Origin of the sequence: Polynucleobacter sp. IMCC 29146 (genome assembly GCF_021395195.1) — a bacterium.
In the GTDB taxonomy this organism is placed as follows: Bacteria; Pseudomonadota; Gammaproteobacteria; order Burkholderiales; family Burkholderiaceae; genus Polynucleobacter.
In genome coordinates, this window is the sequence record NZ_JAJVCR010000006.1 from 120,205 (window position 1) to 143,188 (window position 22,984).

General features: G+C 44.3%; 22 protein-coding genes, 1 tRNA gene and 1 pseudogene. 8 read left to right on the forward strand and 16 right to left on the reverse strand.

What is annotated here, in order from left to right; genetic code table 11:
• Positions 1 to 38 precede the first annotated feature (38 nt).
• Positions 39 to 446, reverse strand: a complete 408-nt coding sequence (locus LZT22_RS08975; protein ID WP_233924836.1) for a heme-binding protein — start codon at positions 444 to 446, stop codon at positions 39 to 41.
• 11 nt (positions 447 to 457) lie between these two features.
• Positions 458 to 1,690, reverse strand: coding sequence for an alanine--glyoxylate aminotransferase family protein (locus LZT22_RS08980; RefSeq protein ID WP_233924798.1), 1,233 nt, complete (start codon positions 1,688 to 1,690; stop codon positions 458 to 460).
• A gap of 86 nt (positions 1,691 to 1,776) precedes the next feature.
• On the opposite strand from LZT22_RS08980, the gene LZT22_RS08985 reads away from it, so the two are divergent.
• Positions 1,777 to 4,830, forward strand: coding sequence for an FAD-binding and (Fe-S)-binding domain-containing protein (locus tag LZT22_RS08985; protein WP_233924799.1), 3,054 nt, complete (start codon positions 1,777 to 1,779; stop codon positions 4,828 to 4,830).
• A gap of 160 nt (positions 4,831 to 4,990) precedes the next feature.
• Here the strand turns inward: LZT22_RS08985 and LZT22_RS08990 are convergent, their stop codons facing one another.
• The 11 genes from LZT22_RS08990 to queG form a co-directional block, all read right to left on the reverse strand.
• Positions 4,991 to 5,935, reverse strand: a complete 945-nt coding sequence (locus LZT22_RS08990; protein ID WP_233924800.1) for an acyltransferase domain-containing protein — start codon at positions 5,933 to 5,935, stop codon at positions 4,991 to 4,993.
• Positions 5,928 to 6,800: a triphosphoribosyl-dephospho-CoA synthase gene (locus tag LZT22_RS08995; RefSeq protein ID WP_233924801.1), complete on the reverse strand. Its 873-nt coding sequence runs from the start codon at positions 6,798 to 6,800 to the stop codon at positions 5,928 to 5,930. Before LZT22_RS08995 ends, LZT22_RS08990 begins: the two co-directional genes overlap by 8 nt.
• Positions 6,797 to 7,483, reverse strand: a complete 687-nt coding sequence (gene mdcG / locus LZT22_RS09000) for a malonate decarboxylase holo-[acyl-carrier-protein] synthase (RefSeq protein ID WP_233924802.1) — start codon at positions 7,481 to 7,483, stop codon at positions 6,797 to 6,799. Before mdcG ends, LZT22_RS08995 begins: the two co-directional genes overlap by 4 nt.
• Complete coding sequence (locus LZT22_RS09005; RefSeq protein WP_233924803.1) at positions 7,470 to 8,177, reverse strand: biotin-independent malonate decarboxylase subunit gamma; 708 nt, start codon at positions 8,175 to 8,177, stop codon at positions 7,470 to 7,472. The genes mdcG and LZT22_RS09005 overlap by 14 nt, the downstream gene beginning before the upstream one ends.
• Positions 8,170 to 9,066, reverse strand: coding sequence for a biotin-independent malonate decarboxylase subunit beta (locus LZT22_RS09010; RefSeq protein WP_233924804.1), 897 nt, complete (start codon positions 9,064 to 9,066; stop codon positions 8,170 to 8,172). Before LZT22_RS09010 ends, LZT22_RS09005 begins: the two co-directional genes overlap by 8 nt.
• A complete protein-coding gene (gene mdcC, locus LZT22_RS09015) occupies positions 9,063 to 9,383 on the reverse strand; it encodes a malonate decarboxylase acyl carrier protein (RefSeq protein ID WP_233924805.1) in 321 nt (106 codons plus the stop codon). Before mdcC ends, LZT22_RS09010 begins: the two co-directional genes overlap by 4 nt.
• A 2-nt stretch (positions 9,384 to 9,385) precedes the next feature.
• A complete protein-coding gene (mdcA, locus tag LZT22_RS09020; RefSeq protein WP_233924806.1) occupies positions 9,386 to 11,029 on the reverse strand; it encodes a malonate decarboxylase subunit alpha in 1,644 nt (547 codons plus the stop codon).
• 24 nt (positions 11,030 to 11,053) lie between these two features.
• A complete protein-coding gene (locus tag LZT22_RS09025; protein ID WP_233924807.1) occupies positions 11,054 to 12,037 on the reverse strand; it encodes a tripartite tricarboxylate transporter substrate binding protein in 984 nt (327 codons plus the stop codon).
• A gap of 104 nt (positions 12,038 to 12,141) precedes the next feature.
• Positions 12,142 to 12,483, reverse strand: coding sequence for an AzlD domain-containing protein (locus LZT22_RS09030; RefSeq protein ID WP_233924808.1), 342 nt, complete (start codon positions 12,481 to 12,483; stop codon positions 12,142 to 12,144).
• Complete coding sequence (locus tag LZT22_RS09035; RefSeq protein WP_233924809.1) at positions 12,480 to 13,286, reverse strand: AzlC family ABC transporter permease; 807 nt, start codon at positions 13,284 to 13,286, stop codon at positions 12,480 to 12,482. The genes LZT22_RS09030 and LZT22_RS09035 overlap by 4 nt, the downstream gene beginning before the upstream one ends.
• 3 nt (positions 13,287 to 13,289) lie before the next feature.
• Positions 13,290 to 14,357, reverse strand: a complete 1,068-nt coding sequence (gene queG / locus LZT22_RS09040; protein ID WP_233924810.1) for a tRNA epoxyqueuosine(34) reductase QueG — start codon at positions 14,355 to 14,357, stop codon at positions 13,290 to 13,292.
• 13 nt (positions 14,358 to 14,370) lie between these two features.
• On the opposite strand from queG, the gene tsaE reads away from it, so the two are divergent.
• The 5 genes and pseudogenes from tsaE to LZT22_RS09065 all read left to right on the forward strand — a co-directional run bounded on the left by tsaE (position 14,371) and on the right by LZT22_RS09065 (position 17,972).
• The gene (gene tsaE / locus LZT22_RS09045) at positions 14,371 to 14,874 is read left to right on the forward strand and encodes a tRNA (adenosine(37)-N6)-threonylcarbamoyltransferase complex ATPase subunit type 1 TsaE (protein WP_233924811.1); all 504 of its coding nucleotides are present in this window, start codon (positions 14,371 to 14,373) and stop codon (positions 14,872 to 14,874) included.
• A 10-nt stretch (positions 14,875 to 14,884) separates the two neighbouring features.
• Positions 14,885 to 16,234, forward strand: a complete 1,350-nt coding sequence (locus LZT22_RS09050; RefSeq protein ID WP_233924812.1) for an N-acetylmuramoyl-L-alanine amidase — start codon at positions 14,885 to 14,887, stop codon at positions 16,232 to 16,234.
• Positions 16,235 to 16,299: 65 nt separating this feature from the next.
• Positions 16,300 to 16,375 (forward strand) — tRNA-Lys (locus LZT22_RS09055).
• Positions 16,376 to 16,487: 112 nt separating this feature from the next.
• Positions 16,488 to 16,697 (forward strand): hypothetical protein, encoded by a 210-nt coding sequence (locus tag LZT22_RS09060; RefSeq protein ID WP_233924813.1) that lies wholly within the window; start codon positions 16,488 to 16,490, stop codon positions 16,695 to 16,697.
• Between the two features lie 62 nt (positions 16,698 to 16,759).
• Positions 16,760 to 17,972, forward strand: a pseudogene (locus LZT22_RS09065) (IS3 family transposase).
• 166 nt (positions 17,973 to 18,138) lie between these two features.
• Here the strand turns inward: LZT22_RS09065 and LZT22_RS09070 are convergent.
• Genes LZT22_RS09070 through LZT22_RS09080 form a run of 3 tightly spaced genes read right to left on the reverse strand, consistent with a single transcriptional unit; the run spans position 18,139 to position 20,946 of the window.
• Positions 18,139 to 18,909, reverse strand: coding sequence for an SDR family NAD(P)-dependent oxidoreductase (locus LZT22_RS09070; RefSeq protein WP_233924814.1), 771 nt, complete (start codon positions 18,907 to 18,909; stop codon positions 18,139 to 18,141).
• Entirely contained in the window at positions 18,902 to 20,221 is a 1,320-nt protein-coding gene (gene hisD / locus LZT22_RS09075; protein WP_233924815.1) for a histidinol dehydrogenase, read from the reverse strand. Before hisD ends, LZT22_RS09070 begins: the two co-directional genes overlap by 8 nt.
• 32 nt (positions 20,222 to 20,253) lie before the next feature.
• Positions 20,254 to 20,946: a GntR family transcriptional regulator gene (locus tag LZT22_RS09080; RefSeq protein ID WP_370635209.1), complete on the reverse strand. Its 693-nt coding sequence runs from the start codon at positions 20,944 to 20,946 to the stop codon at positions 20,254 to 20,256.
• Between the two features lie 167 nt (positions 20,947 to 21,113).
• Here LZT22_RS09080 and LZT22_RS09085 point away from each other — a divergent pair, with 167 nt between their 5' ends.
• Both LZT22_RS09085 and LZT22_RS09090 read left to right on the forward strand, forming a co-directional pair.
• Positions 21,114 to 22,097: a tripartite tricarboxylate transporter substrate binding protein gene (locus LZT22_RS09085; RefSeq protein ID WP_233924818.1), complete on the forward strand. Its 984-nt coding sequence runs from the start codon at positions 21,114 to 21,116 to the stop codon at positions 22,095 to 22,097.
• Positions 22,098 to 22,142: 45 nt separating this feature from the next.
• Positions 22,143 to 22,943, forward strand: coding sequence for an HpcH/HpaI aldolase/citrate lyase family protein (locus LZT22_RS09090; RefSeq protein ID WP_233924820.1), 801 nt, complete (start codon positions 22,143 to 22,145; stop codon positions 22,941 to 22,943).
• Positions 22,944 to 22,984 lie beyond the last annotated feature (41 nt).

A 22,984-nucleotide genomic window follows, 5' to 3' on the forward strand; every position in this document is an offset into this window, starting at 1 on the left:
CCTTATAAAATACAAAAAAGCCCTTTTAAATTAGCGGCTTACGAAAGAGCGGCAATGCCGGCTTGGGCGATGCTAGCATCCTCAGCAGATTTAACGCCAGATACGCCTACAGCCCCTATAGTAAACCCATCGACGACGATATTGATCCCACCCTCTAACATACCGCCAATATGCGGCGCCGATAAGAAGGAAATGCGTCCATTATTAATAATCTCTTCATAGACGCGACTTTCACGTTTGCCCATTGCGGCAGCACGAGCTTTCTCTTCGGCTATATAGGTTGAAACAGGGGCGCATTCATCACGACGAATTAAGCCTAAGAGATGGCCCCCGTCATCACATACGGCAATCGTTACCGCAAAATTACCAGCTGCTGCAAAAGCATCTGCCGCATTCAAAATTTTCTGCACATCAGCTTGAGTGAGATAGGGCTTTTTAGCTAGCATGGTAATTTTTTTCAAACAACAACAGGGCTCTCGGCTTCTCTTTCGATCTTATTACCGGCAGATTTTAAGAAATCTTGCGCAGCCACTACCCCACTGGCTTTGGGTTTGTAACCCATTGTTTGTAGGCCCATTTCGACGCCACTTAAGGCTGCCATGAGAGTTAAGTCGTTGCAATCGCCCAAGTGACCAATGCGAAATACACGACCCTTAACGCGACCTAAACCAGTACCTAAGGCCATATTAAAGCGCTCTAAAATATGTTTGCGCAAGGCATCGGAATCCATACCCTCCGGGGCCAAAATAGCAGTGTTTACTGGTGAATAAGCGCTTGCATCTAAGCATTGATTTTCAAGACCCCAGGCTGCCACAGCACGCCGACAAGCTTCACCTAAGCGTTGATGCCGCGCAAAAATATTATCCAAGCCCTCGGTCATCATCATATCTAAGGCCTCATGCAAACCATAAAGCAAATTGGTATTAGGCGTGGTGGGCCAAAAGCCTTGTTTATTAAATTCCATAATATCGGCCCAATCCCAATAGGCCCGAGGAATGGTCGCTTTCTTGCTAGCTTCAATGGCTTTCTGCGAAATTGCATTAAAGCCTAAACCTGGCGGCAGCATTAAGCCTTTTTGTGAACCCGCAATGGTGACATCAACGCCCCACTCGTCGTGACGGTAATCAGCAGAACCTAAACCCGAAACGGTATCGACTAATAGTAAGGCCGGATGCTTGGCGTTATCAATGGCCTTGCGCACTGCAGGAATGTTGGAAGTAATACCAGTGGCAGTTTCGTTATGAACCACGCACACTGCTTTAATTTCGTGTTTAGTATCTTGCTTTAAACGCTCTTCAATTAAGTTGGCATCAACTCCCCAACGCCAAGCAGCATCGCCAGGTTTAGAAATAATTTCAGCATTTAAGCCGAGTTTTTTTGCCAACACCATCCACAAGTGGGCAAATTGGCCAGTTTCGTAACCTAAGATTTTGTCACCAGGATTTAAGATATTCACTAAAGCGCTTTCCCAAGAGCCAGTGCCAGAGGCAGCGTAAATAATTACGGGTTGCTTGGTTTTGAAGACTTTTTTAACGTCCTCTAAGACCTTTAAAGCTAAAGCTTGGAACTCCGGGCCGCGATGGTCAATGACCTGAAAGCTAATTGCGCGCAAAATACGGGGTGGTACTGGGCTTGGGCCAGGAATATTGAGAAAATGGTGGCCCGAAGGGTGTGTGTCAAGTTTCAACATGGAGTCTCCTAAATTAAAATTATGTTTAACGCTATTGATAGCTTGCTAAATACGGTTCTTTACAGCATTTTGCCATATCTTGCCATATGCTGAGGAATTACGTATTCCCTCCTGAAATTGCGACCCGCCTACGCAAAAACGTCAAGGGCGCCTTATTGACCGATATGGCCAATCGGGGTCGATACGCTACCGATGCGTCGATTTACCAGCAATTTCCTCTGGCTGTCTTTATTCCAGAAGACGCTGAAGACCTTAAAACTGCCTTGGCAGTAGCCGCAGAATTTGCTATTCCTGTTTTGCCCCGTGGTGGTGGAACGAGTCAATGCGGCCAAACCACAGGGGCGGCGTTAGTAATCGACAATAGCCACGCCTTTCGCAATATCCTCGAAATAGACCTTAATCGAGCCGAGGCAGAGGTCGAGCCAGGACTAGTACTAGACCATCTCAACGCCAAACTCAAAGCGAGTGGTTTGTGGTTTCCAGTGGATGTTTCAACCGGTGCGCAAGCCACGATTGGCGGAATGGCCGGAAATAATTCCTGTGGCAGCCGCTCCATTGCCTACGGCAACATGGTGCATAACGTGCTTGGCATCGAAGCTTGGTTGGCGAATGGCAAGGTTGGGCAATTTGGCCCTTATGCTCAAAGCTCAGGCGTCGCTAAAGAATTGGGCATCTTTGTCAAAGGTCTGGCTGAGCAACTTCAGCCTGAAATAGAAGCCAATTGGCCCAAGGTATTACGCCGCGTAGCAGGCTACAACCTCGATGTTTTTCATCCCCAAAGTGAATTGCCCTATACCAATGACGGTAGTGTCAATTTAGCGCATTTGCTGGTGGGTAGCGAAGGTACCCTCGCCTATTTCAAGTCCCTGCGCTTAAAGCTAGCCCCTTTGCCGCAACATAAAGTGCTGGGAGTAATCAACTTCACGAGCTTTTATCGCGCGATGGAAAGTGCGCAGCACCTAGTAAAGTTAGGCCCCAGCGCAGTGGAATTAGTCGATCGCACTATGATCGATTTAGCCCGCAGCAATCCTAGCTTCAAGCAAGTAATCGAAACTGCCTTAGTCGACTCCCAAGCCGAGACCCCAGAGGCAATTTTGTTGGTTGAATTTTCAGGGGAAAGTCAGGCGCCTTTGCTAGCGCAATTAAAAAGCCTGCAAGATTTAATGGGTGACCTCGGTTTAGCCAATACCGTTGTGCCAATGATCGATCTTGGTTTGCAAAAGAATTTATGGGAAGTGCGTAAAGCCGGTCTCAATATCATGATGAGCTTAAAGGGTGATGGCAAACCCGTCAGCTTTATTGAGGATTGCGCAGTACCCCTAGAACACTTGGCGGATTACACCCAAGCCCTAACTGAAGTCTTTACTAAACATGGCTCACGCGGTACTTGGTATGCACATGCCTCCGTTGGCACATTACACGTGCGGCCAATTTTAGATATGCGCCGTGACGGAGCGCAAAAAATGCGCGCAGTAGCCGAAGAGGCTGCAGAATTAGTGCGGCGCTATAAAGGCGCGTATAGCGGTGAGCATGGCGATGGCTTGTGTCGTGGAGAATGGATTTCTTGGCAATTTGGTCCCAAAATAACAGCCGCTTTAGGCGCCATCAAAACTGCTTTTGATCCACATCATTTATTTAATCCCGGCAAGATCATTGATCCGCCCAAAATGGATGAGCAGATTCTATTTCGATATCCACCTAACTACGCCATCATTCCCCTAAAACCTGCGCTCGATTGGTCGGCCTGGGATGTGCAAAATAATCCCGTTACCGAGGCAATCTCTGCTCCAGGCACGGGTGGCGATCCAGCTCTAGGTTTAACAAAAGCCATTGAAATGTGTAATAACAATGGCCATTGCCGTAAGTTTGACGCCGAGGTGATGTGCCCAAGTTATCGGGTTACTAGGGATGAAAAACATTTGACCCGCGGGCGCGCCAACACCTTGCGCTTAGCGATGTCGGGTCAATTGGAGCAAGATGAGATTAGTTTAAGCGACCCATTAGCCAGTGATGCAGTTAAAGAAGTCATGGATTTATGCGTGAGTTGCAAAGCCTGCCGCCGCGAATGCCCCACCGGGGTTGATATGGCGAAAATGAAAATTGAATTTTTGCAGCGCTATAAAAAACGGGTCGGTCATTCCGTACGCGATTTACTGGTTGCTTATTTACCACGCTATGCCCCCGTCATCAGCGCAATACCAGGCTTGCCAGCCCTACTCAATTTACGTAATCAAATTCCTTTTATCGCCAAACTGCAACAATGGCTCACAGGAATTTCTGCAGCCCGCAGCTTGCCAGTCTGGAGCGCTAAAACATTATGGAAAAACCAAGCCATTCTGCAAAAGAAATATACGCATTCACCTGATGCCTTGCTTCAAGGTGATGGTAAAGGCGTGGTCTTATTTGCCGATACCTTTAATGCGTATTTTGAAAATGAAAATCTCCAAGCGGCAATTCGTTTACTTGAAACCGCGGGTTATCGCATTCATATTCCGCAACCCACTAAAGCAGCTCGGGCCAAGCAAGCAGGTTGCGGCAAGCAATTTTGCTGTGGACGAACTTATTTAGCTGCCGGCATGGTGGATGAAGCAAAAGAACAACTAAGCGCCCTGTTAACGCATTTACATCCCTATGCCGAGCGCGGCATTGCAATTATTGGCCTAGAGCCTTCCTGCCTATTCACCCTTAAAGATGAGGCTTTAGTCATGGGTTTTGGCGAGCAAGCGATTACCGTAAGTCAACAAGCACAGTTACTCGAAACATTTTTAGTTGCAGAATTAAAAGCAGGTCGTTGTCACTTTGATTTACAGACAGCCATAAAGCCCGTCTTAGTACATGGACATTGTCATCAAAAGGCATTTGCTGAATTGACGCCTACATTAGAGCTATTAAAACAAATTCCCAATGCCAACCCCCAACTGATTGAATCTTCTTGCTGCGGCATGGCTGGAAGTTTTGGTTATGAAGTTGAACACATTACCGTTTCAAAAAAAATGGCAGAACTTACTTTGTTACCTGCGATTCGGCAAGTACCGAATGCATGGATCGTTGCCGATGGTACGAGTTGTCGCCATCAAATTCAAGATGGTGTACAACGAGAGGCGGTGCATATTGCACGCATTCTGGCGGCCCACCTTTGATTTAGCTGGGTAATTGAGTGCAGATAAAAAAGCGGTGCCCCCTCCCCAAAGGTTGCACCGCAAAACGCCAGTGCTTAGTTTAAATGAGAATGATTATCAACTAAAAAATAGCTAGTAAAGCCCTCAATTAAATAGGCGATAAGGCACTGAAAATAAATTCTTAGCCTTCATCCAATTGCCGTAAGACCCAATCTACAACGCCTTTGGGGGTCCTAAAATCAGCTATAGATCTTGCCGCAATATGCGGGTGAACTTCAGTAATCATTTTCGCCAATGATCCGCCTGGGCCAAGCTCTAAAACTACTTTGATGCCACTATCGGATAAAGTTTGCATAGCATGTTGCCAATAAATGGGTTCAGCAATTGCTCTGGCTAAAGATTGCATCCCCACTACAAAATCTGTACAACGCGCGCCATTAATGCCCAGTAAAACTGGAGAATTGCAGGGTACGACAGTTGTTGAAAAGGAGTTTCGTAAATAGATATTCATTTCACTACTGGCTTTTACCATCAAGGGAGTATGAGAAGGAACAGAGACATCCAATAATTTTGACCAAACGCCCGAAGCTGTTAGCACCTCAGCAAGCTTCTTTAACTCATCTTTATTGCCACCAACCACAAAATGGGTATCTTCATTAATAATTGCCACATATATTAAACCACCATTTAAATGCTGATTAAGCTTGAGTAAATCTATTCCCCGAACTGCGAGCATGCCAGAATTAGGCGGAGCATATTGATCCATCAAGGATGATCTTTTGAAGGCAATCTGGGCAATCTGCTCAATTGGTAATGATGTCGCACATCCCCATGCAGAAACCTCACCTACACTATATCCAGCAAATATCATTGGAATTGGCAGGGCTTCTTTAAGAATGTTCCAATTGGCAATCGCCGAAGCCACAGCAAGTGGCTGCGATAGCGGATTTAAGCCGTGATGTGATAGCTTGCCAACTTCAGCATAAAGATTGGAACTAAAAATTGAGGAAAAAATTTCTACTACCTCTACGCCTTCGTGCTGTAACTTTGAAAAAGTTAAGGTATTTGCACTTAAATTTCCTTGGCCAGAACAGACAATTGCGAAGTTAGGGGCTAAATTAGACATCAAGGGTCAGATCAAGATAATCAATCAAAAGACAGGCCCCCAATAAGTCAGCGCATCCTCCAGGACTTAGTTTTCTTGCTATGAATTTATGGTGAATAGATACAGCATGCTGTTGCCAGTCGGGATTTAAAACGCTACCTTCGTGCAAGAAAGAAAGAGCCTCATTCCGGGCAAACAAAAGTCCATCTAATCCTCCCCGATGTAATAAATTCGTGTCTTCAGTTACTGACAGTAGTTTAAAGAAAGTATGAATGCGCGCTAATTCAAGATCTTGGGTTTGAAACAAAAGCTTCCGGTAGGCTGGTAAACCAATTTGATAGACAGTTCTAAAGCCACTCTGCGCCTCACTTAATGCCCCGCCTGTACCATGTTTTTTAAAGATTTTGAAGCCATTACTTTCAGTGCTCCGCTGATGTTTGATTAATTCCTCGCCCCAAAGCTCAGTCACAATTTCACCAAGAGATTTCAATTGAATATTATTTTTTAATTGATAGCCAGCTGCGGCAGCTAATAAACCTAAATTAAAAATAGCCCCTCTATGGGTATTGCGGCCATTAGTAGCGGCCAGCATTCTTTGCTCACTCGAGACACCCAATTCACGTAATACTTCAAACTTAAGGCCTCTAGAACCCGCTTCGGCAATTTGATAAAAATAAAAGCGCAAGGCAAAGATGCTGCTAGAAAAGTGGCTAGCTGACATATCAGAATGGCTACCAGAGTCTTCAAGGCTAACTAAGCCAGGCTTAGGAAAGGTAATTAACTCATGCCAAAGGGCTAATAAACAAGAATCTCTAATAGTTTTTTGCGCATTTGCTAGTGGGTTAAGTGATTCATGCAGGGCCTGCTTCAGAATTAATGGCCTCATTCTAGTTGCGCCCAAATTTCACTACAATTTTGCAGTGAAGGTCCGTGGTCTGACTTCACTAATATTTTGTCTGGCATGATCGATAGTTCACGCCAAGCAACAGTCTTACCATCGGGCAACTCTAATTCGCCATCTAGTCTAATGGCATATAAATTACTGCATTTAACAAGCGCAGCAAAAATATTTTCAATGTTATTTCGACCATGAGCTTGAATTAATAAATCTAAATCTGACTCCTCCTTCATACAAGTAGATTTTTGTGCATAACTCCAGAAAGCAGATCCATATACCCGAATTTCAACTTCAACTCCTTGAATTAAATGCAATAAATGGGTGGCACATAAACGATGCTGGAGAGGAAGATACTCTAGAACTGAGGATAATAAAAGGGGTTGCTCAACCTTATCAATAACTGTGTTTTTTACTAATAGATAAAGGCGCTGCTTACTTTCAGACGAACCAAACTGCAGTAAACCAAGTGGTCTTAAGTCTTTTGAGGCTAGATTAGCTTGCCCAGAAGCTCTACCTACTAGAGGCTTATTTTGCTGAATCCAAGATACTAAATAGTTTAATTTTTCACTAGATTCATCACGCTCAAAAAAAACTTCACTAGCATCCTCAGGTCGAATCCAAATCTGCCGATGTCGCCAAGGCGTTAGGTTGGCAATTTCATACATGGGCATTAATAACTAAATTAATAACTTCAAAGGCTAATTTTCTGCCGCCTCTTTCAAGACCTAGTTTTGCACGCTGATCAAGCTGCTCGCTTTGACTTAAGGCCTGCTCAATTGGAGACGATAAATCATTTGCCAAAACCGCATCTAATGCCCCGAGTGCAACGTAGTTGCTAGCTCCAGGACCAAATATGGGCGAGCTAGCACATAGCTCCTCTAGTCTTTCTAATGAAATTTGCATAATGCGCGACATTGCTGAAAGTGCCATCACGCGAATTTGTGCGCTATCTAAGGCAAATGATCTATCGGCAATCATTCCTAATGCAAGATAACCGCCACTTACAGCTTCCTTATAAACAATACTAATTAGCGTGTGACCACGCATTCGAGCAAGTTCGAAGCACATTGAAAGATGGGCCAAATAGCCCGCGTTGCCCAGTAACTCATCACGCCGTGATAAATTTTGCCCTTGCGTATCTACCAAAATAATGATCGGTCTCTGGGGATGATTTTGAATAATTTCAAGCACTTTCCCAGCTAAAGCAAAAGCCAAATCGACCCCAATGGGTGCGCTATTAATTGTGCCCAGTAATGCAACGACGCCCTTACTTGTTTTTGCTTCACCATAAATCATTTCCCCTGAAGTAACTAAATTAAAGCCCAAGGGAAATAATTGCTCACAAGCAGAATTAACATTAGTCATGATCTCTAACTCGATTTGCAATGGTAATAAAAGATTCATCATCAAGACTAGGAATTTGATCAGGATTCTGAATGCCCATTTTTGTCCAGATATCAATGGCATCTGCACAGTCACTAAATTTTTCTAATCTCTGGCCTAGGCTTTTATGCTGCCTTAATAATTCCTCCAGGCTAAGAGGAACTGGTTTGCCGAAATAATCTGCGATGGTCGCACGTATATTTTCAATTGAATCTTTTGTATAGGCCTGCGCTTCATTTTGTAAGTAGCGATGCTTACCCCCCATGGTTCTCCACACTAAGGCCTTATCGCGGGCATCAAATTCTTCAACTCCTTTTTGCGACTCAATCACCTCAGGACCCGACACAGATAAGCGACCCTGCTCAGTTATTAAAACGAAATCACAGCATCGCGCCACAATTCCAATACCGCCATACACACCATTTGATCCAGCAGAAAGCGCAATTACAACCACACCCATTGAACGCGCCTTAAATAATGCTCTTTGTATTTCAGATATAGCAATCAGTCCAGCATTGGCTTCGTGAAGACGGACTCCACCAGTATCTAAAATTAAAATAACGGCAGCAGGCTTTTCTATCGCAGCCCGTTCAAGTAAGCCGGTTAATTTTGCACCATGCACTTCTCCAACAGAGCCACCCATAAAGCCTGGCTCCTGAGCTGCACAAAATACCTTCTTCCCCTCCAATAAGCCAACCCCTATGACGATGCCATCATCAAATGCAATTGGCATACCCAGCGTTTTTAAGTGCGGGCTTGAGATCCGCTTAGATGGAGGCAGAATCTCTTGAAAAGTAGCTGCATCTAAAATTAATGAAATGCGTTCACGTGCTGAAGATTCATAAAGACCAGAAATATTTTCTAATCTCATGGTGTTTCTTTCCATTGCTGTGCCGCCTGAGCAAGTCGTAGCTGAACTACTGCTGGAGTTGCCCCGCCATCATTTATCGTAATGATGGTATTTGCAAATCGCTCTTGTTCGGCAAAGTCTGCAAGTACTGCTTGCCATGTTTTCTCAAAACCATCAATCGAAGTCTCTAAATAAAATTTAGTACCCCCATTTAAATCAACCTCCTCAACCAAGACCTCTAAATTGCCTGACCCAACTACACCGACAATAATCGGTTTTTTATTACTTAATTGAGACTGCTTTGACCAAGGGCCAAACTTAAATTCAAAAGTTTCCATAGTTACCAATTCCTAAAACGTTTAGGTGGTTTATATAAACCATCAGACCAAAAAACTAAATCCTTAATCGACCTAGCTGCTAATAGATTACGCGTTGCCATACGCGGATCTATACCTAAATCAATGGGTCGCTGAATGATCTTTTTTCTAATCAATTCTTCTACAACTTTTTTATTTCTAGCTAACCCTACAGGGGTATATCCCGCCACACCTCTTATTGCCTGCTCTCTTTCAGACAAATTACTACAGCGATGAAGGTGTGCAATACCCTCCTCGGTAACTAAGTGAGTAACATCGTCACCATAAATCATGATCGGCGGAATGCTTAACTGAAAATCTTCCATTAATTGCCAGGCATCTAATTTATCTACAAAAGTAGCTTGCATCTTATCTTTAAAGGTTTCAACCATTTGCACTACTAACTTCCTCCCACGAGGTATTGCAGATTTTCCTGGATGCATGCTTTCCTCGCCAGCTTTTAACCATGCTTTGCTAGCATGGCGTCTACCCCTTGAGTCAGATCCAAAATTAGGCGCACCACCAAATCCAGCAATTCGATTTAAAGTTGCTGTAGATGAATTTCCTTCGGTGTCAATTTGTAAAGTCGAGCCGATAAATAAATCGGCGTAGTGGCCAGCAAGTTGGCAAAAAGCCCTATTCGAGCGAAGCGATCCATCTGGGCCAGTAAAAAAAATATCAGGGCGAGCCGCAACATAATCCTCCATCCCCAGCTCAGACCCCGCACAATGAATATTTTTAATAAAACCCGACTCTATTGCGGGTATTAAGGTGGGGCACGGATTAACACTCATGTATTCACAGACCTTACCCTTTAATCCAAGCGCCTCACCATAGGTCGGCAAAATTAGCTCGATAGCCGCAGTATCAAATCCAATGCCATGATTTAGTCGATTAATTTCATAAGGAATATAAATACCTTTAATCACCATCATGGCCATCAATATCTGCACCTCAGTAATTAATGCAGGATCTCTCGTAAAGATTGGCTCGATATAGTGATTCTTAGGCGCCTTGACAATAAAAGTAACCCAATCACTAGGCACGTCAATGCGGGGTACATTTTCAACTATCTCATTTACTTGAGCAATTACTATGCCATTTTTAAATGCTGTAGCCTCAACAATCGGCGGCGTATCCTCAGTATTCGGTCCGGTATATAGATTGCCCCGTGAGTCTGCGCTTTGAGCGGCAATAAAAGATACGCGCGGGGTTAAATCAACAAAGTAACGGCTATACAGCTCTAAATAGGTATGAATCGCACCAACCTCAATAAGCCCCTCTTTAATTAACTTTCCTAAGCGAACCCCTTGCTCGCCCGAATAACAAAAATCTAATTTTTTTGCAATTTTTTTTTCGAAAATATCCAAATGCGCAGGAAGGGCAATGTTTGACTGCACGATATGTAAATCGTGGATTTTTTGGTTATCTACCGCCGCCAACGATTGTGATAAAAAATCAGCATGTTTTTGATTATTGCCTTCAATGCAAATCTTATCCCCAGACTCAATCACCAACTCAAGCAGGCGAACTATATCTTCTTGTGAAACATACTTATTATTTGTTATTGTGCGTGCCCGCTCCAGGCGTTGAGCTAAATTAAGTGCGAGCGTATTCCATTTTTTCATGGGCTCTTTTTCTACGCTGTGCTCTTAACTATCGAGCGTGATTTTTGCATCTTTAATCACTGCACCCCATTTTCGATAGTCTGACTGAATCATCGACTGAATTTCGGCTGGTGTTTTGGGAACGATGTCATCATTACCCAATTTTTTAAGCTCACTAACTACATTGGGCTCAAGCATAATCTGCTTAAAATTAGATTGATATAAGGTAGTAACAGGCGCCGGCATTTTGATTGGTCCAACCATATAAAATCGTAAAACTGCTTCATAGTCCTTTAGCCCTTGCTCAGCAATGGTTGGAACATTCGGCAAAGAGCTAGACCGAACAATAGACGTCACCCCCAATGCCCTAGCTTTCCCAGAAACAATCATGGGTAATGCAGGCCCGATTGTGGCAAACATTATCGGAATTTGCCCCCCAATCAAATCAGTTAACGCTGGGCCAGCACCGCGATAGGGAATGTGCACAATAAAAACCCCAGCTCTAGCTTTAAAGAGTTCGCCAGCTAAATGATGTACAGATCCGACGCCAGAACTTGCATAACTAAACTTACCTGGGTTAGCCTTCGCTAAAGCGATTAATTCTTGGACGTTTTTAACATCCAATGCTGGATTGACAATTAAAACTAATCCCGTAGAGCATACATAAGATAATGGGGTGAAATCAGTTAGTGGGTCATATGCCACTTTGCGTAAATGGGGCATGATGCACAAGGGGCCCGTATCGGTTAGGCCAATAGTGTATCCATCAGGCGTGCTTCTGGCCACAAATTCAGCGCCTATTGATGCGCCAGCACCAGGCTTATGGTCAATGACTACAGTTTGCTTTAAATTTTGCTCTAAAGGCCTAACAATAATGCGTGCAGTCGCATCTGATGCTCCGCCAGTGGTATAGCCAAGCACAAGTTTAATTGCCTTATCCGGCCAAGATTGCGCCCAATTGCGTAAAGATAAAAGTGTGCCTGTAATAGCAACTATGGATTTAAGCGCTAACCTTCTATTTAAAGTCATTTTTAACCTCCAAAGCGATACTTAATGCTAGTATATTTCTTGTATATTACATTGAAAAAAATGGATTGGCAGCTTAATTCGTTTTATCAACAATTTTCAAAAAATTAGAAGATTAATCCGTAAGCCATCATCAGCAAGGTGCCAGTTAATAAGGCAGGCACTAATCGCTTTTGAGGATTTGAAAGCATTATGGCTAAACATAGGCCGCATAATGTAATTCGCACCAAGATTGGTACTGTTATCAGTAAGCCAAAAGGCAGAATAATCATCCGCACTGTAAGTGCTGCCACCATTGCGTAAGTTACCGCCGAAAGCCACTGAAAAATCGGGCTCTCTTGATTAATCTTCCCTGACAGTAAAACGCCGATAGCGCGACATAAATAAGTGCCGATACAAGCCCCGGCAAGCGCTAGCCAAATACCCCAACCCTGCAGTGCAGTGTTCATGATGATTGATCTTTAAAACGGTGGCGTAAAAACTGGCGATCAATAAAATAGGCTACTGTGCCAGCGACCACACCAGTTACGAGCAAGCTCGAATCGCGATCCAGCAAATAAAAACATGGGCCTAATATGCTCCCTAAAATAATTGCCAGACGGTTAATGGCAGTTTTGACTTCCGTAAACGTCAATAAGAAAAATAAAGGATTAATAAAAACAAGTCCTAAGGCAATCCAATTGGGCACAAAACCAGCCAACAAATAACCCAAAATTGTTGCTGGAAAGCTAATTGCCCAGCATAAAATGCCGAGACCTAAGTAATAGTGCAAGCGATGCTGTAATTCAATAGCCTGAAATTCACGCATCGATACCGCCCAAGCGGTCATTGCTAATAAATGGACTGATGCATAGAGTTTACGATTGCGATCACGGGGATGCAGTTGTGGAAACAAAGTCACTGTCATCGTAATGAAGCGGGTAGAGGTGAGAGTTACAGCCAAGATAATTGCCACTACTGATGAACCAGAAAGCACCATATCTAACAACACCACTTGGCCAGGCAAAGCAAACATCAATAAAGTACTTAATGAGGTAAACCACAGATCGAGATGATTTGTTTTAGCCATTGCCCCAAAGCCCACCATACCGGCGAAAAGTACCATTGCTGGAGCACCTGAGGCACACCGAAAGCCGCTCCAAAAAGCTTCTTTGCGACTACCAAAACGGGCTGGCTTATCACCATTGAGCTCTTTAGAGTCAGGCGTCAGGAAGGGTTGCAGATTTTGTGGTGGTGGCGTAGCAGCAGTCATAAGCTAGATTGTAGGTTCTGCTTGTAAAGCCCACTGAATATGTTCTCGTACTAAATCATCTGCGCTACCCAAGGAAGTAGTTAATGCAGCTATTATTTCAGCGCGCTCGACCCTATTTAATGCAGAATTAGCAATCGCATTCCCCATGGCTACAGCTAAATTACGCCGCCAGCGACTATAGCCAATCCGCCGAATTGCACTACCTTCATGTCGCTGCTCAAACTCGGCTTCAGTCCAAGACCATAATGCCAATAAACTTTGCTCGCCTAGGCCATGGCGCTCTACAAAATCAGGCACGCTGGAGCGTTTAGCAAATTTATTCCATGGGCAAATTAATTGGCAATCATCACACCCGTAGATCCGGTTACCCATCGGTCGCCGAAATTCAAGCGGAATTGCAGCAGGATTTTCAATCGTTAAGTAGGAAATGCATTTACGTGCATCAAGCTGATAAGGCGCAGTAATTGCTTGTGTAGGGCAGACATCAATGCAAGCTGTGCACGTACCGCAATGCTGCACTTCCTCAGGGTCAACAGGTAGAGCAAGATCAACTAAAATTTCACCCAGAAAAAAAAAGGATCCCGATTCACGATTTAAAAGTACAGTATGTTTTCCACGCCAACCTACACCCGCTTTACGCGCAAGCTCAACTTCCATTAAAGGCGCTGAATCGGTAAAGACGCGATACCCAAATGGGCCGATACGACCTTCAATTGCTTTGGCAAAATCATTTAAGCGGCCACGTAAAACTTTGTGATAATCACGTCCACGGGCATACATCGAAATGACTCCGGCACGAGGGTTGGCCAATTGCCGCCATTCTTGGTCTATGTCATGATCGTCGGGTAGATAGTTCAAGCTGACGCAAATGACACGAACTGTGCCAGGCAAGAGTAATTTTGGGTCGGCTCGCAAAAGTGCATGACGGCTCATATAATCCATGTGTCCGTGGCGACCTTCGGCTAGCCAGTGATGCAAGCGCTCTGTAGCCTCGCCGAGGTAGGTGTCGGTAATACGCAAACGGTCAAAGCCGAAAAGAGTGGCTTGTTCACGCAACCATGCAATATTCATATCAAAGTACACATTGAATCAATTAAGTAAACATTGTAGGCAGGAAAGCGAAACGGGTGATCTAGCTAGCGCCCTAGGCCAAGTGCTGATTCAATATTTCAAGGAATTTCCTAGCGCACACCTTAATTTGGCGCTTAGCGGAGAGTTAGGCGCGGGTAAAACCAGCTTTGCCCGTAGCCTCATTCAATCCATGGGGCATCTAGGTAAAGTCAAAAGCCCTAGTTATGCCTTGTGTGAACCCTATTCGATCTCGGTAGAGCAACACTCGATTGCTTTGCATCATTTTGATTTATTTCGTATGCATAGTGACTTGGAATGGCAAGAGGCTGGCTTTGCTGATTTATTTGCCGCACCAGGCCTTTGTTTAGTTGAATGGCCAGAAAAAGCGGGGGATACACTACCCGTCTTTGATCTATCTATTGTGCTCAAAGGGCGGCAAGCCGAATGTGAGCGCGACATTAATGTCACCGCGCACTCTCCGGCAGGGCAAAGCATCTTATTAAAGCTTGAAAGCTAAATTAAACACGATGGCCAAAACTTCTTCAGTTAATCAAATTAAGCGTAGCACCTTAAGACGGTCTGCTAAAGCAGTTTTGGGTTTGGGTGGATTACAAAAGGCAGGATTTTTAATTCTGTTGGGTGTCAATGAAATCGCCTACGGCGCCAAGATTATGGGAGTGCGCATTTGGCCCTCCGAAGATTACACTCGTATTACCTTAGAGTCCGATACACCGTTGCCCATTACGCAGCAGATGCTAACGAATCCCAATCGTCTAGTGGTCGATGTGCAAGGACTAGAGCTGAATTCAACCTTAAAGGATCTAGTAGCCAAGGTGAAACCGAATGATCCTTATGTGTCACTAATTCGGGTGGGCCAATTTCAGCCCAATGTAGTGCGTTTGGTATTTGACTTAAAAGAGCCCGTCAAACCACAAATTTTTACCCTTGACCCAGTTGCCGAATACCAGTACCGCATGGTCTTTGATCTCTATTCAGCCACCCCACCCGACCCATTAATGGAGTTAGTAAAAAACAGTGCCCGCAAAGAAAAAGCTCTCGAACAATTAAACGCACAACCCGATTTAATTGCTGAATTTGCTAATAAAGAATTACCGCCCATTAAAAGTTCGGCCCTCCCAAATAAAGAGGTCGGCACTAACCGCTATAAACGCTTAATTACGATTGCGATTGATCCCGGTCATGGCGGCGAAGACCCTGGCGCTATTGGAGCTCGAGGCTCAAAAGAAAAACAAGTGGTACTTGCAATTGCCAAACGCTTAAAAGATAAAATCGAGAATGTTCCTTATATGCGCCCCTACCTCACGCGAGATGGCGATTATTTCGTGCCACTAGGAGTACGAGTTCAGAAAGCACGCCAAGTACAGGCCGATTTATTTGTCTCAATTCATGCTGATGCGTTTATGCAACCACATGCAAAAGGGGCTTCGGTGTTTGCCCTTTCGCAACAAGGAGCGTCAAGTACTGCTGCCCGTTGGATGGCGAACAAAGAAAATGCCTCTGATTTAATAGGTGGCATCAATATCAAAACTAAAGACGCACAAGTAGCTAATCTTCTCTTAGATATGTCGACAACCGCACAAATTAAAGACTCCATGCAAGCAGCACAGTCCATTCTGCAACAAATTGGTGGGTTTGCACCCTTGCATAAAGGCAAAGTAGAGCAAGCAGGCTTTGCAGTCTTAAAAGCACCTGATATTCCCTCTATTTTGGTAGAAACAGCCTTCATCAGCAATCCAGAAGAAGAAGCCCGACTGAATGATGAGGCTTACCAGGATCGCATTGCAGAAGCCATTTTGAAGGGAATTAAAGACTACTTTGCTAAAAATCCACCTGTAGCAAGACGTGTTAACTCCTGATTCATTGGGGTGGGTAGCCATCTTCAAGAAGTCCAGCAACAAATTGCTATAATTTCTCTCTTTCTGGGTCGGTAGCTCAGTCGGTAGAGCAGCGGACTTTTAATCCGTTGGTCGTGGGTTCGAATCCCGCCCGACCCACCAGTACATAAGGGACTTCAGCAATGAAGTCCCTTTTCTTTTGGCTACACACCGCTTACACACCTATTGCCCATTTTCGCTACCCCCTGTAAGCTAAAGGCTTAGCGAGCGATAAATGAGCCTACAAAAGCCCACCACATATACTCTCATTGATAGAAAACTCATTGTTTATCAGCGTGAGCGTAGTGCTATTTGGCAATGTCGTTTCAATGTAGATGGCAGATGGCAACGCACAAGTACAGGCACAAGAGATTTAGCTGACGCTAAAGCAAAAGCGCACGACATACTGGTAGAAGCTAATACGCTTAAGAATGAACTGACCTGATTTTTAGTACCACTCTAAAAGAGAGGATTTTTGATAATCTTCACCCTAAAGGAGTGCTAAATATGGCAAAAGGTCAACGTCTTAAACCCGAGCAAATCGTCACCTTATTGCGTCAAATCGATGTTCTTACAACGAACGGCAAAACCCTAATCCAGGCTTGTAAAGAAGTGGGTACGGTTGAGCAAAGCTACTATCGTTGGCGCAAGATTTATGGTGGTATGTCCCTAAAGGGATTCCCTTCGGTCAAAGTCGATCAGGCTCGTAAGTACAAAGATCTGGAAGTGGAAAATACCCGGCTTAAGAAGCTCGTAGCGGACTTATCGCTACGAGAAGTGATGCTCAAGGAAGTCATTAAGGGAAACTTCTAAGCCCTGCTAAACGCAAAACAGCTGCTCAGGTGTTGATGAATAAATACTCAACATCAGAGCGCTTAGCTTGTGAATTAGTAGGGCTATCCAGAGCAGCGTATCGCTATATGCCACTCCCCAAGGATGACGAAGAGCCGCTGCGAGTTGAAGTGATTCGGATGGCCGGCACCTACGGTAGATATGGTTATCGGTTTATTGCCAGCATGATGCGCAGCGCTGGTTGGGGACAAGCAACCACCGCAAAGGTCGCTCGTATCTGGCGGCAAGAGGGTCTAAAGATCCCACAAAAACAACCCCCTAGAGGCAGGCTCTGGTTTAACGATGGCAGTTGTATGCGCCTGAGGGCTACTGCCCCCAATCATGTATGGAGCTACGTCCCACAGGGATTCCCTTTGGTCACTTTGTCTTTATTAGAGATGCTTATGGGGGCAAGATCAGGATGCTCACCATGATTGATGAGTTCAGTAGAAGGTGCCTAACTATCCACTGCGCCAGAAGGATTGGATCGATCCAAGTCATTGAACAACTAGCGAACGCCATGATCGCCAACGGTATCCCAGAGTACATCCGAAGTGATAATGGCCCAGAATTTATTGCCAAAGACCTGCGCAAGTGGTTATCTGGCATTGGAGTAAAGACAGCCTACATTGAACCGGGCAGCCCTTGGGAGAATGGCTTTTGTGAAAGCTTTAACGGCACCTCTAGGGACAACCTTTTGGATGGTGAGATCTTCTACAGTCTTAAAGAAGCCCAGATCATCGTGGGGGAGTGGGTCAAGCAAATGACCAAAGGGAATCCCTTTAGGGACAACCATGTCAGGCCGCATAGTGCACTCGGTTACAGACCACCAGCACCCCAAACCCAAGTACTTCAATTAATCCAAAATCAACCCATATTGCTGCAATGATTTACTATAGAAAAACTCTCTCAAGTAGTGGACCTAAATTGACAGCAGTTCACTTTCGTTTCCAAAGACCGCCTTCTGGTGACCTTTGGTTTGGTGGGCCTGGATCAAATGATGTGAAACTGCTACCTTAGTCCAAGCCCTATTTAGTCCATCGATCGAACTCAATTTATGCGGCTGACCACCCGCCATCTAGCATTAGAGCAGTGCCGGTAACTAAGCTGGAAGCTGGACTTGCTAAAAAGACAACTGCGCCCATAATTTCTTCGGGCTGACCAATTCGGCCAAGAGCAATCTTCTTAATAACCCAATCGTGAAATTCTGGGTCTGTAAACATATTAGCTGTCATATGAGTATGTATAAAAGTGGGACAGATTGTATTGACCCGAATGTTTTCTGGCCCTAGCTCCCATGCTAGTGCCTTTGTCATTCCCTCAATTGCATGTTTACTAGCGCAATATAGTGTTCGACGTGGACTACCCACGACCCCCATTTGGGAGGAAATATTGATAACTGATCCTGAAAGTTTTGCATCCAGAAGTTGTTGCGTCACCTTGCGAGTGACATAAAAAACAGCTTTGACATTAAGATTAAGAACAGCATCTATATCTTCATTCTTTAGGTCTACTAAATTTTTGGGGATATTCATGCCAGCGTTATTAACTAGAATTTGAAAGGGCTGATTTTTTGCAAGAGATGAATCTACTGCTGCCGAATCAGTTACATCGAGCTGCAGAATTTCGCAATTATGCCCAGCTTGTTTTAATTCATCTTGCGCTAATTTTAGCGATTCCTTTGATCTAGCTACTAGTGTGACATGTGCACCAGCTTGGGCCAGCGCTTTAGCGGCATAAAATCCTAGGCCCCGACTTCCACCAGTTATTAATGCTCGTTTTCCATCTAAATTAAAGTTAGGTGCTTGCATATGAAGACTAGTCATTTGCTAAAACTGGTTGATACCAAGGTAAGTCAGGGCTATTGCCATAGCGGCGTACGCGAATGTTAGCCTGCTCCCCGTGACCAAAAAAATTTTCCATATGACATAGACGAGAGCAGTATTCACCTATCATTGCGCTTGCTTGATCGGTAAGAACTTTTTGATAGGTACATGTTTTGATAAATTTCCCAACCCATAGTCCACCTGTGAATCTTGCATTTCGGTTGGTTGGTAGAGTATGATTCGTTCCGATGACTTTGTCACCAAAGCTCACATTGGTTCTTGGACCTAGAAATAGTGCTCCGTAGTTAGTCATTTTTTCTAAAAAGTAGTCTGGATTTTTAGTCATCACTTGCACGTGTTCAAACGCAAGCTCATTTGCTTTGACTAACATTTCTTGCTCTGTATCACAAACAATCACCTCTCCGTAATTAGCCCAACTCTTAGCGGCTATCTCAGCGGTTGGTAAAATTTTTAATTGGCGTTCAATTTCGATCAAGGTTTCTTTGGCTAACTTTTCGCTGGTTGTAAGGAGTATTGCAGGTGAGGTTGGTCCGTGCTCGGCCTGTCCTAGTAGGTCAACCGCACATAGTTCAGCGTCTACTGACTCATCTGCAATAACAAGCGTTTCTGTTGGCCCAGCTAATAAATCAATTCCAACCCTTCCAAATAATTGTCTTTTGGCTTCTGCTACATACATGTTGCCTGGCCCTATTAGCATGTCTACAGGATCTATACTTTGAGTGCCAATAGCCATAGCAATGACGGCTTGTACCCCGCCCAAAACTAAAATCTCATCTGCGCCTGCCATCGCCATAGCTGTAACGATTGCTGGGTGTGGCTGCCCTTGGAAGGGTGGAGCAGTAGATACCACCCGTGGGACACCTGCCACTTTTGCGGTAAGTACGCTCATATGAGCAGAGGCTAACATAGGATATTTTCCGCCTGGAATATAACAACCTACAGCATTAACTGGAATATGTTTATGGCCAAGAATGATTCCTGGTAGCGTCTCTACTTCAACATCTTTCATTGATTCGCGCTGGATTTGTGCAAAATTACGAATTTGCTTCTGGGCAAACTCAATATCTTCGATTTCACGTGCCGATAGTTTTTTACGAGCGACCTCAATATCTGCACGAGAGAGACGAAAATCTGCCGGGTCCCACTGATCAAACTTTTGACTGTACTCTTTGACCGCAATATCTCCGCGCGTTTCAATGTCTTTAATGATAGATTCAACAGTTTTTCGCACTTTAGCATCATCGTTAGCTCGCACATCAGCTGCTTTACTACGTTTTAAATATTTAATCAATCCAGTCTCCAGTTATAAGTCTTGATATGAGTTTAGTTCACCAAAATTTTTTCAGAAATAATAAATTCAGCCGCGCTTAAGATGTCATTCTCTAAACTTTTTTTAGCTAATCTTGAATCTTTAGTTTCAAAGGCCCCAACAAGTCTGTCATGGTGTAATCCTGCAACTTTCTGAGGGGTTGACTTGTGTAGGTCATAGTTCAGTATTGGCCCGATACGTAACCATAAAGTTTCTATCATTTGCATGAGTAATTCTTTATGTGCTGCGCGATATACTGAAAAATGAAAATGGCGATTTTGCTCAATGAGGATGCGTGTTTTAGGATTTTTTTTATCCATCTCTCCGCCAAATAATTTTTGATTTTGTTGAATGATCTTGAGTTCTTCCTCAGTTCTACTTTTTGCTCCAATACTTACCGCCATACCCTCTAGTGCAATACGGATATTTGTTAGCTCTTGAAATTCCGCTACAGTTAATACTGGTACACGAATTACTTTTTGAGGCGTCATTTCAAGTGCGCGCTCTGCCACGAGTTGGTGCACTGCACCCCGGACAGGCATAACACTAACTCCAAGTGATTGGCTGATATGCCTTAGAGATAAAGCTTCTCCAGGCATCAAATAGCCCATAGTGAGCCAGGTTTTGAGTTGCCGATATACATCCTGGCCCATCGTCACCCTTTCGGGTGATGGTGCGGAGATAGGGACTTTTCTAGGGGTTTTCATTAGGTTTATAGTTGTTGACAAACTGTGATCACAGATATATGATGACACATAGCAATTAAAAAAACAAGATTTCTTATTTGAAAAAATATGGCTTAAATTGGAAAGTCCAGGAGATAAGGCAAAAAGGCAAACATGTCTGTTCAGAAACTTAAAGAGGGAAATTATTAATGAAATTTTCACGACGCACCTTTGTTTTTAGCGGCTTGGTTGGCGCCACAGTTTGTAGTTTAAATCGAGCCTGGGCCCAGACGAAATGGCCGAACAAACCAATCAATTATATTGTTCCATTTTCACCTGGCGGCACTACTGACATTGTGGCGCGAGTTCTTGCTATTCATATGGGTCAAATTCTTGGCACTACAATCGTTGTCAATAATAAGGCAGGTGCCGGAGGTAATATAGGTTCTGCAGAGGTAGCCCGCGCAGCACCTGATGGCTATACTATCGGTGGAGGCTCTATTGCATCTCATGCTATTAACGCGAGCTTGTATGAGCGAATGCCTTACGACACTCTGAAAGACTTCACCCCGATTACTTTAATTGGGACTATGCCAAATGTATTAATAGTGCCTACAGACTCACCATTTCGTTCAGTTAGTGACCTAGTGAAGGCTGCTAAGGCAGCCCCAGGGTCTATCTCATATGCCTCAGCGGGCAATGGCACCTCGCAGCATTTATCAGCGGAAATGCTGCGTCAATTTGGTGGCCTTGATCTAATTCATGTCCCTTACAAGGGTGCTGGACCTGCTCTACAAGCTGTACTTGCACGTGAAGTGAATTTTAGCTTTGAGAATCTCGCTGTTGCAACACCGCATATACGCGATGGTAAATTACGGGCCCTAGCCATTACTTCTGCTGAACGAAGCAAAGATTGGCCTGATTTGCCAACACTTAACGAGTCGGGGTTCACTGGGTACGAAGTTACGTCGTGGCAGGCTATGTTTGGTCCATTGGGTCTGCCGGCCCCTATTGTGCAGCAACTAAATTCAGCAGCAGTAACAGCATTACGCAATCCTGAGGTGTTAGCCAATTTTACAAAAATGGGTATTCAAGTTGTGGCATCCAGTCCTGAAAAATTACGTTCTTTCCAACGTGAAGAAGTTACTAAATGGGCAAAGGTCATAAAGAATGGCAATATTAAGACCGACTAACAAAGGGATCAATCTCCAAAATTTCCGTTGACACGCACAATTAAAATGAATAATATCCCTCGACATCTTAAGCAACAGTTAGCCTCAGGCAAGAAACTCATAATGGGTTGGTGTGCAATTCCTAGCACTATTACTGCCGAAGCCATTGCTCGCTTACCGTTTGATGTTATCGGGGTTGATCTCCAGCATGGATTTATTGACTACGAACGCGCGCTCTCTATGATTCAAGTGATTGATAGTAGAGGACACCCGGTGTTAGCGCGAGTACCCTGGAATGATCCAGGCATCATCATGAAGTTACTTGATGCTGGGTACACTGGAATCATTTGTCCCATGATTAATACGGCTGATGACGCGCAAAAGTTTGTTGCGGCTTGCCGGTATGCACCGGTGGGTCAGCGTTCATGGGGTCCGGCGCGCGCGCTAAATGTATTTGGTGCCGATTACGGTACTACTGCCAATGAACGTATCACTACATTCGCAATGATCGAGACTATCCAAGCGGTTCAAAACCTCGATGAGATTTTAGCTGTTGACGGAGTCGATGCTATCTACATTGGACCTTCCGATCTTGGTTTGTCGATGGGATTCACTCCAACATTGGAACCAACTGAATTATCCGTGCTTGAAGCCATTACTTATATCCGTGAAACTGCTCTCCGGGCTGGCAAGTACGCAGCCATCCATTGCGGCTCTTCTGAGATGGTACAGCGTATGCTCGATCAGGGATTCAATCTTGCAACGTTGATGACTGATGCACGTATCTTTACTGCAGCCCTGTCTAGCAAATTATCGGAGGCGCGTAGCAAGGATATGCCTGATGTTGTAACTGGTGGTCAATACTGAAATCTCACAGAAAATCATTTTTTAGAACTTAGTAATGTATC

Excerpts from the sequence above, each read along its gene's own strand:
- LZT22_RS08975 (WP_233924836.1), bottom strand. The coding sequence starts at position 446 with ATGCTAGCTAAAAAGCCCTATCTCACTCAAGCTGATGTGCAGAAAATT.
- LZT22_RS08980 (WP_233924798.1), bottom strand. The coding sequence starts at position 1,690 with ATGTTGAAACTTGACACACACCCTTCGGGCCACCATTTTCTCAATATT.
- LZT22_RS08985 (WP_233924799.1), top strand. The coding sequence starts at position 1,777 with ATGCTGAGGAATTACGTATTCCCTCCTGAAATTGCGACCCGCCTACGC.
- LZT22_RS08990 (WP_233924800.1), bottom strand. The coding sequence starts at position 5,935 with ATGTCTAATTTAGCCCCTAACTTCGCAATTGTCTGTTCTGGCCAAGGA.
- LZT22_RS08995 (WP_233924801.1), bottom strand. The coding sequence starts at position 6,800 with ATGAGGCCATTAATTCTGAAGCAGGCCCTGCATGAATCACTTAACCCA.
- mdcG (WP_233924802.1), bottom strand. The coding sequence starts at position 7,483 with ATGCCCATGTATGAAATTGCCAACCTAACGCCTTGGCGACATCGGCAG.
- LZT22_RS09005 (WP_233924803.1), bottom strand. The coding sequence starts at position 8,177 with ATGACTAATGTTAATTCTGCTTGTGAGCAATTATTTCCCTTGGGCTTT.
- LZT22_RS09010 (WP_233924804.1), bottom strand. The coding sequence starts at position 9,066 with ATGAGATTAGAAAATATTTCTGGTCTTTATGAATCTTCAGCACGTGAA.
- mdcC (WP_233924805.1), bottom strand. The coding sequence starts at position 9,383 with ATGGAAACTTTTGAATTTAAGTTTGGCCCTTGGTCAAAGCAGTCTCAA.
- mdcA (WP_233924806.1), bottom strand. The coding sequence starts at position 11,029 with ATGAAAAAATGGAATACGCTCGCACTTAATTTAGCTCAACGCCTGGAG.
- LZT22_RS09025 (WP_233924807.1), bottom strand. The coding sequence starts at position 12,037 with ATGACTTTAAATAGAAGGTTAGCGCTTAAATCCATAGTTGCTATTACA.
- LZT22_RS09030 (WP_233924808.1), bottom strand. The coding sequence starts at position 12,483 with ATGAACACTGCACTGCAGGGTTGGGGTATTTGGCTAGCGCTTGCCGGG.
- LZT22_RS09035 (WP_233924809.1), bottom strand. The coding sequence starts at position 13,286 with ATGACTGCTGCTACGCCACCACCACAAAATCTGCAACCCTTCCTGACG.
- queG (WP_233924810.1), bottom strand. The coding sequence starts at position 14,357 with ATGAATATTGCATGGTTGCGTGAACAAGCCACTCTTTTCGGCTTTGAC.
- LZT22_RS09050 (WP_233924812.1), top strand. The coding sequence starts at position 14,885 with ATGGCCAAAACTTCTTCAGTTAATCAAATTAAGCGTAGCACCTTAAGA.
- LZT22_RS09060 (WP_233924813.1), top strand. The coding sequence starts at position 16,488 with ATGAGCCTACAAAAGCCCACCACATATACTCTCATTGATAGAAAACTC.
- LZT22_RS09070 (WP_233924814.1), bottom strand. The coding sequence starts at position 18,909 with ATGACTAGTCTTCATATGCAAGCACCTAACTTTAATTTAGATGGAAAA.
- LZT22_RS09080 (WP_370635209.1), bottom strand. The coding sequence starts at position 20,946 with ATGAAAACCCCTAGAAAAGTCCCTATCTCCGCACCATCACCCGAAAGG.
- LZT22_RS09085 (WP_233924818.1), top strand. The coding sequence starts at position 21,114 with ATGAAATTTTCACGACGCACCTTTGTTTTTAGCGGCTTGGTTGGCGCC.
- LZT22_RS09090 (WP_233924820.1), top strand. The coding sequence starts at position 22,143 with ATGAATAATATCCCTCGACATCTTAAGCAACAGTTAGCCTCAGGCAAG.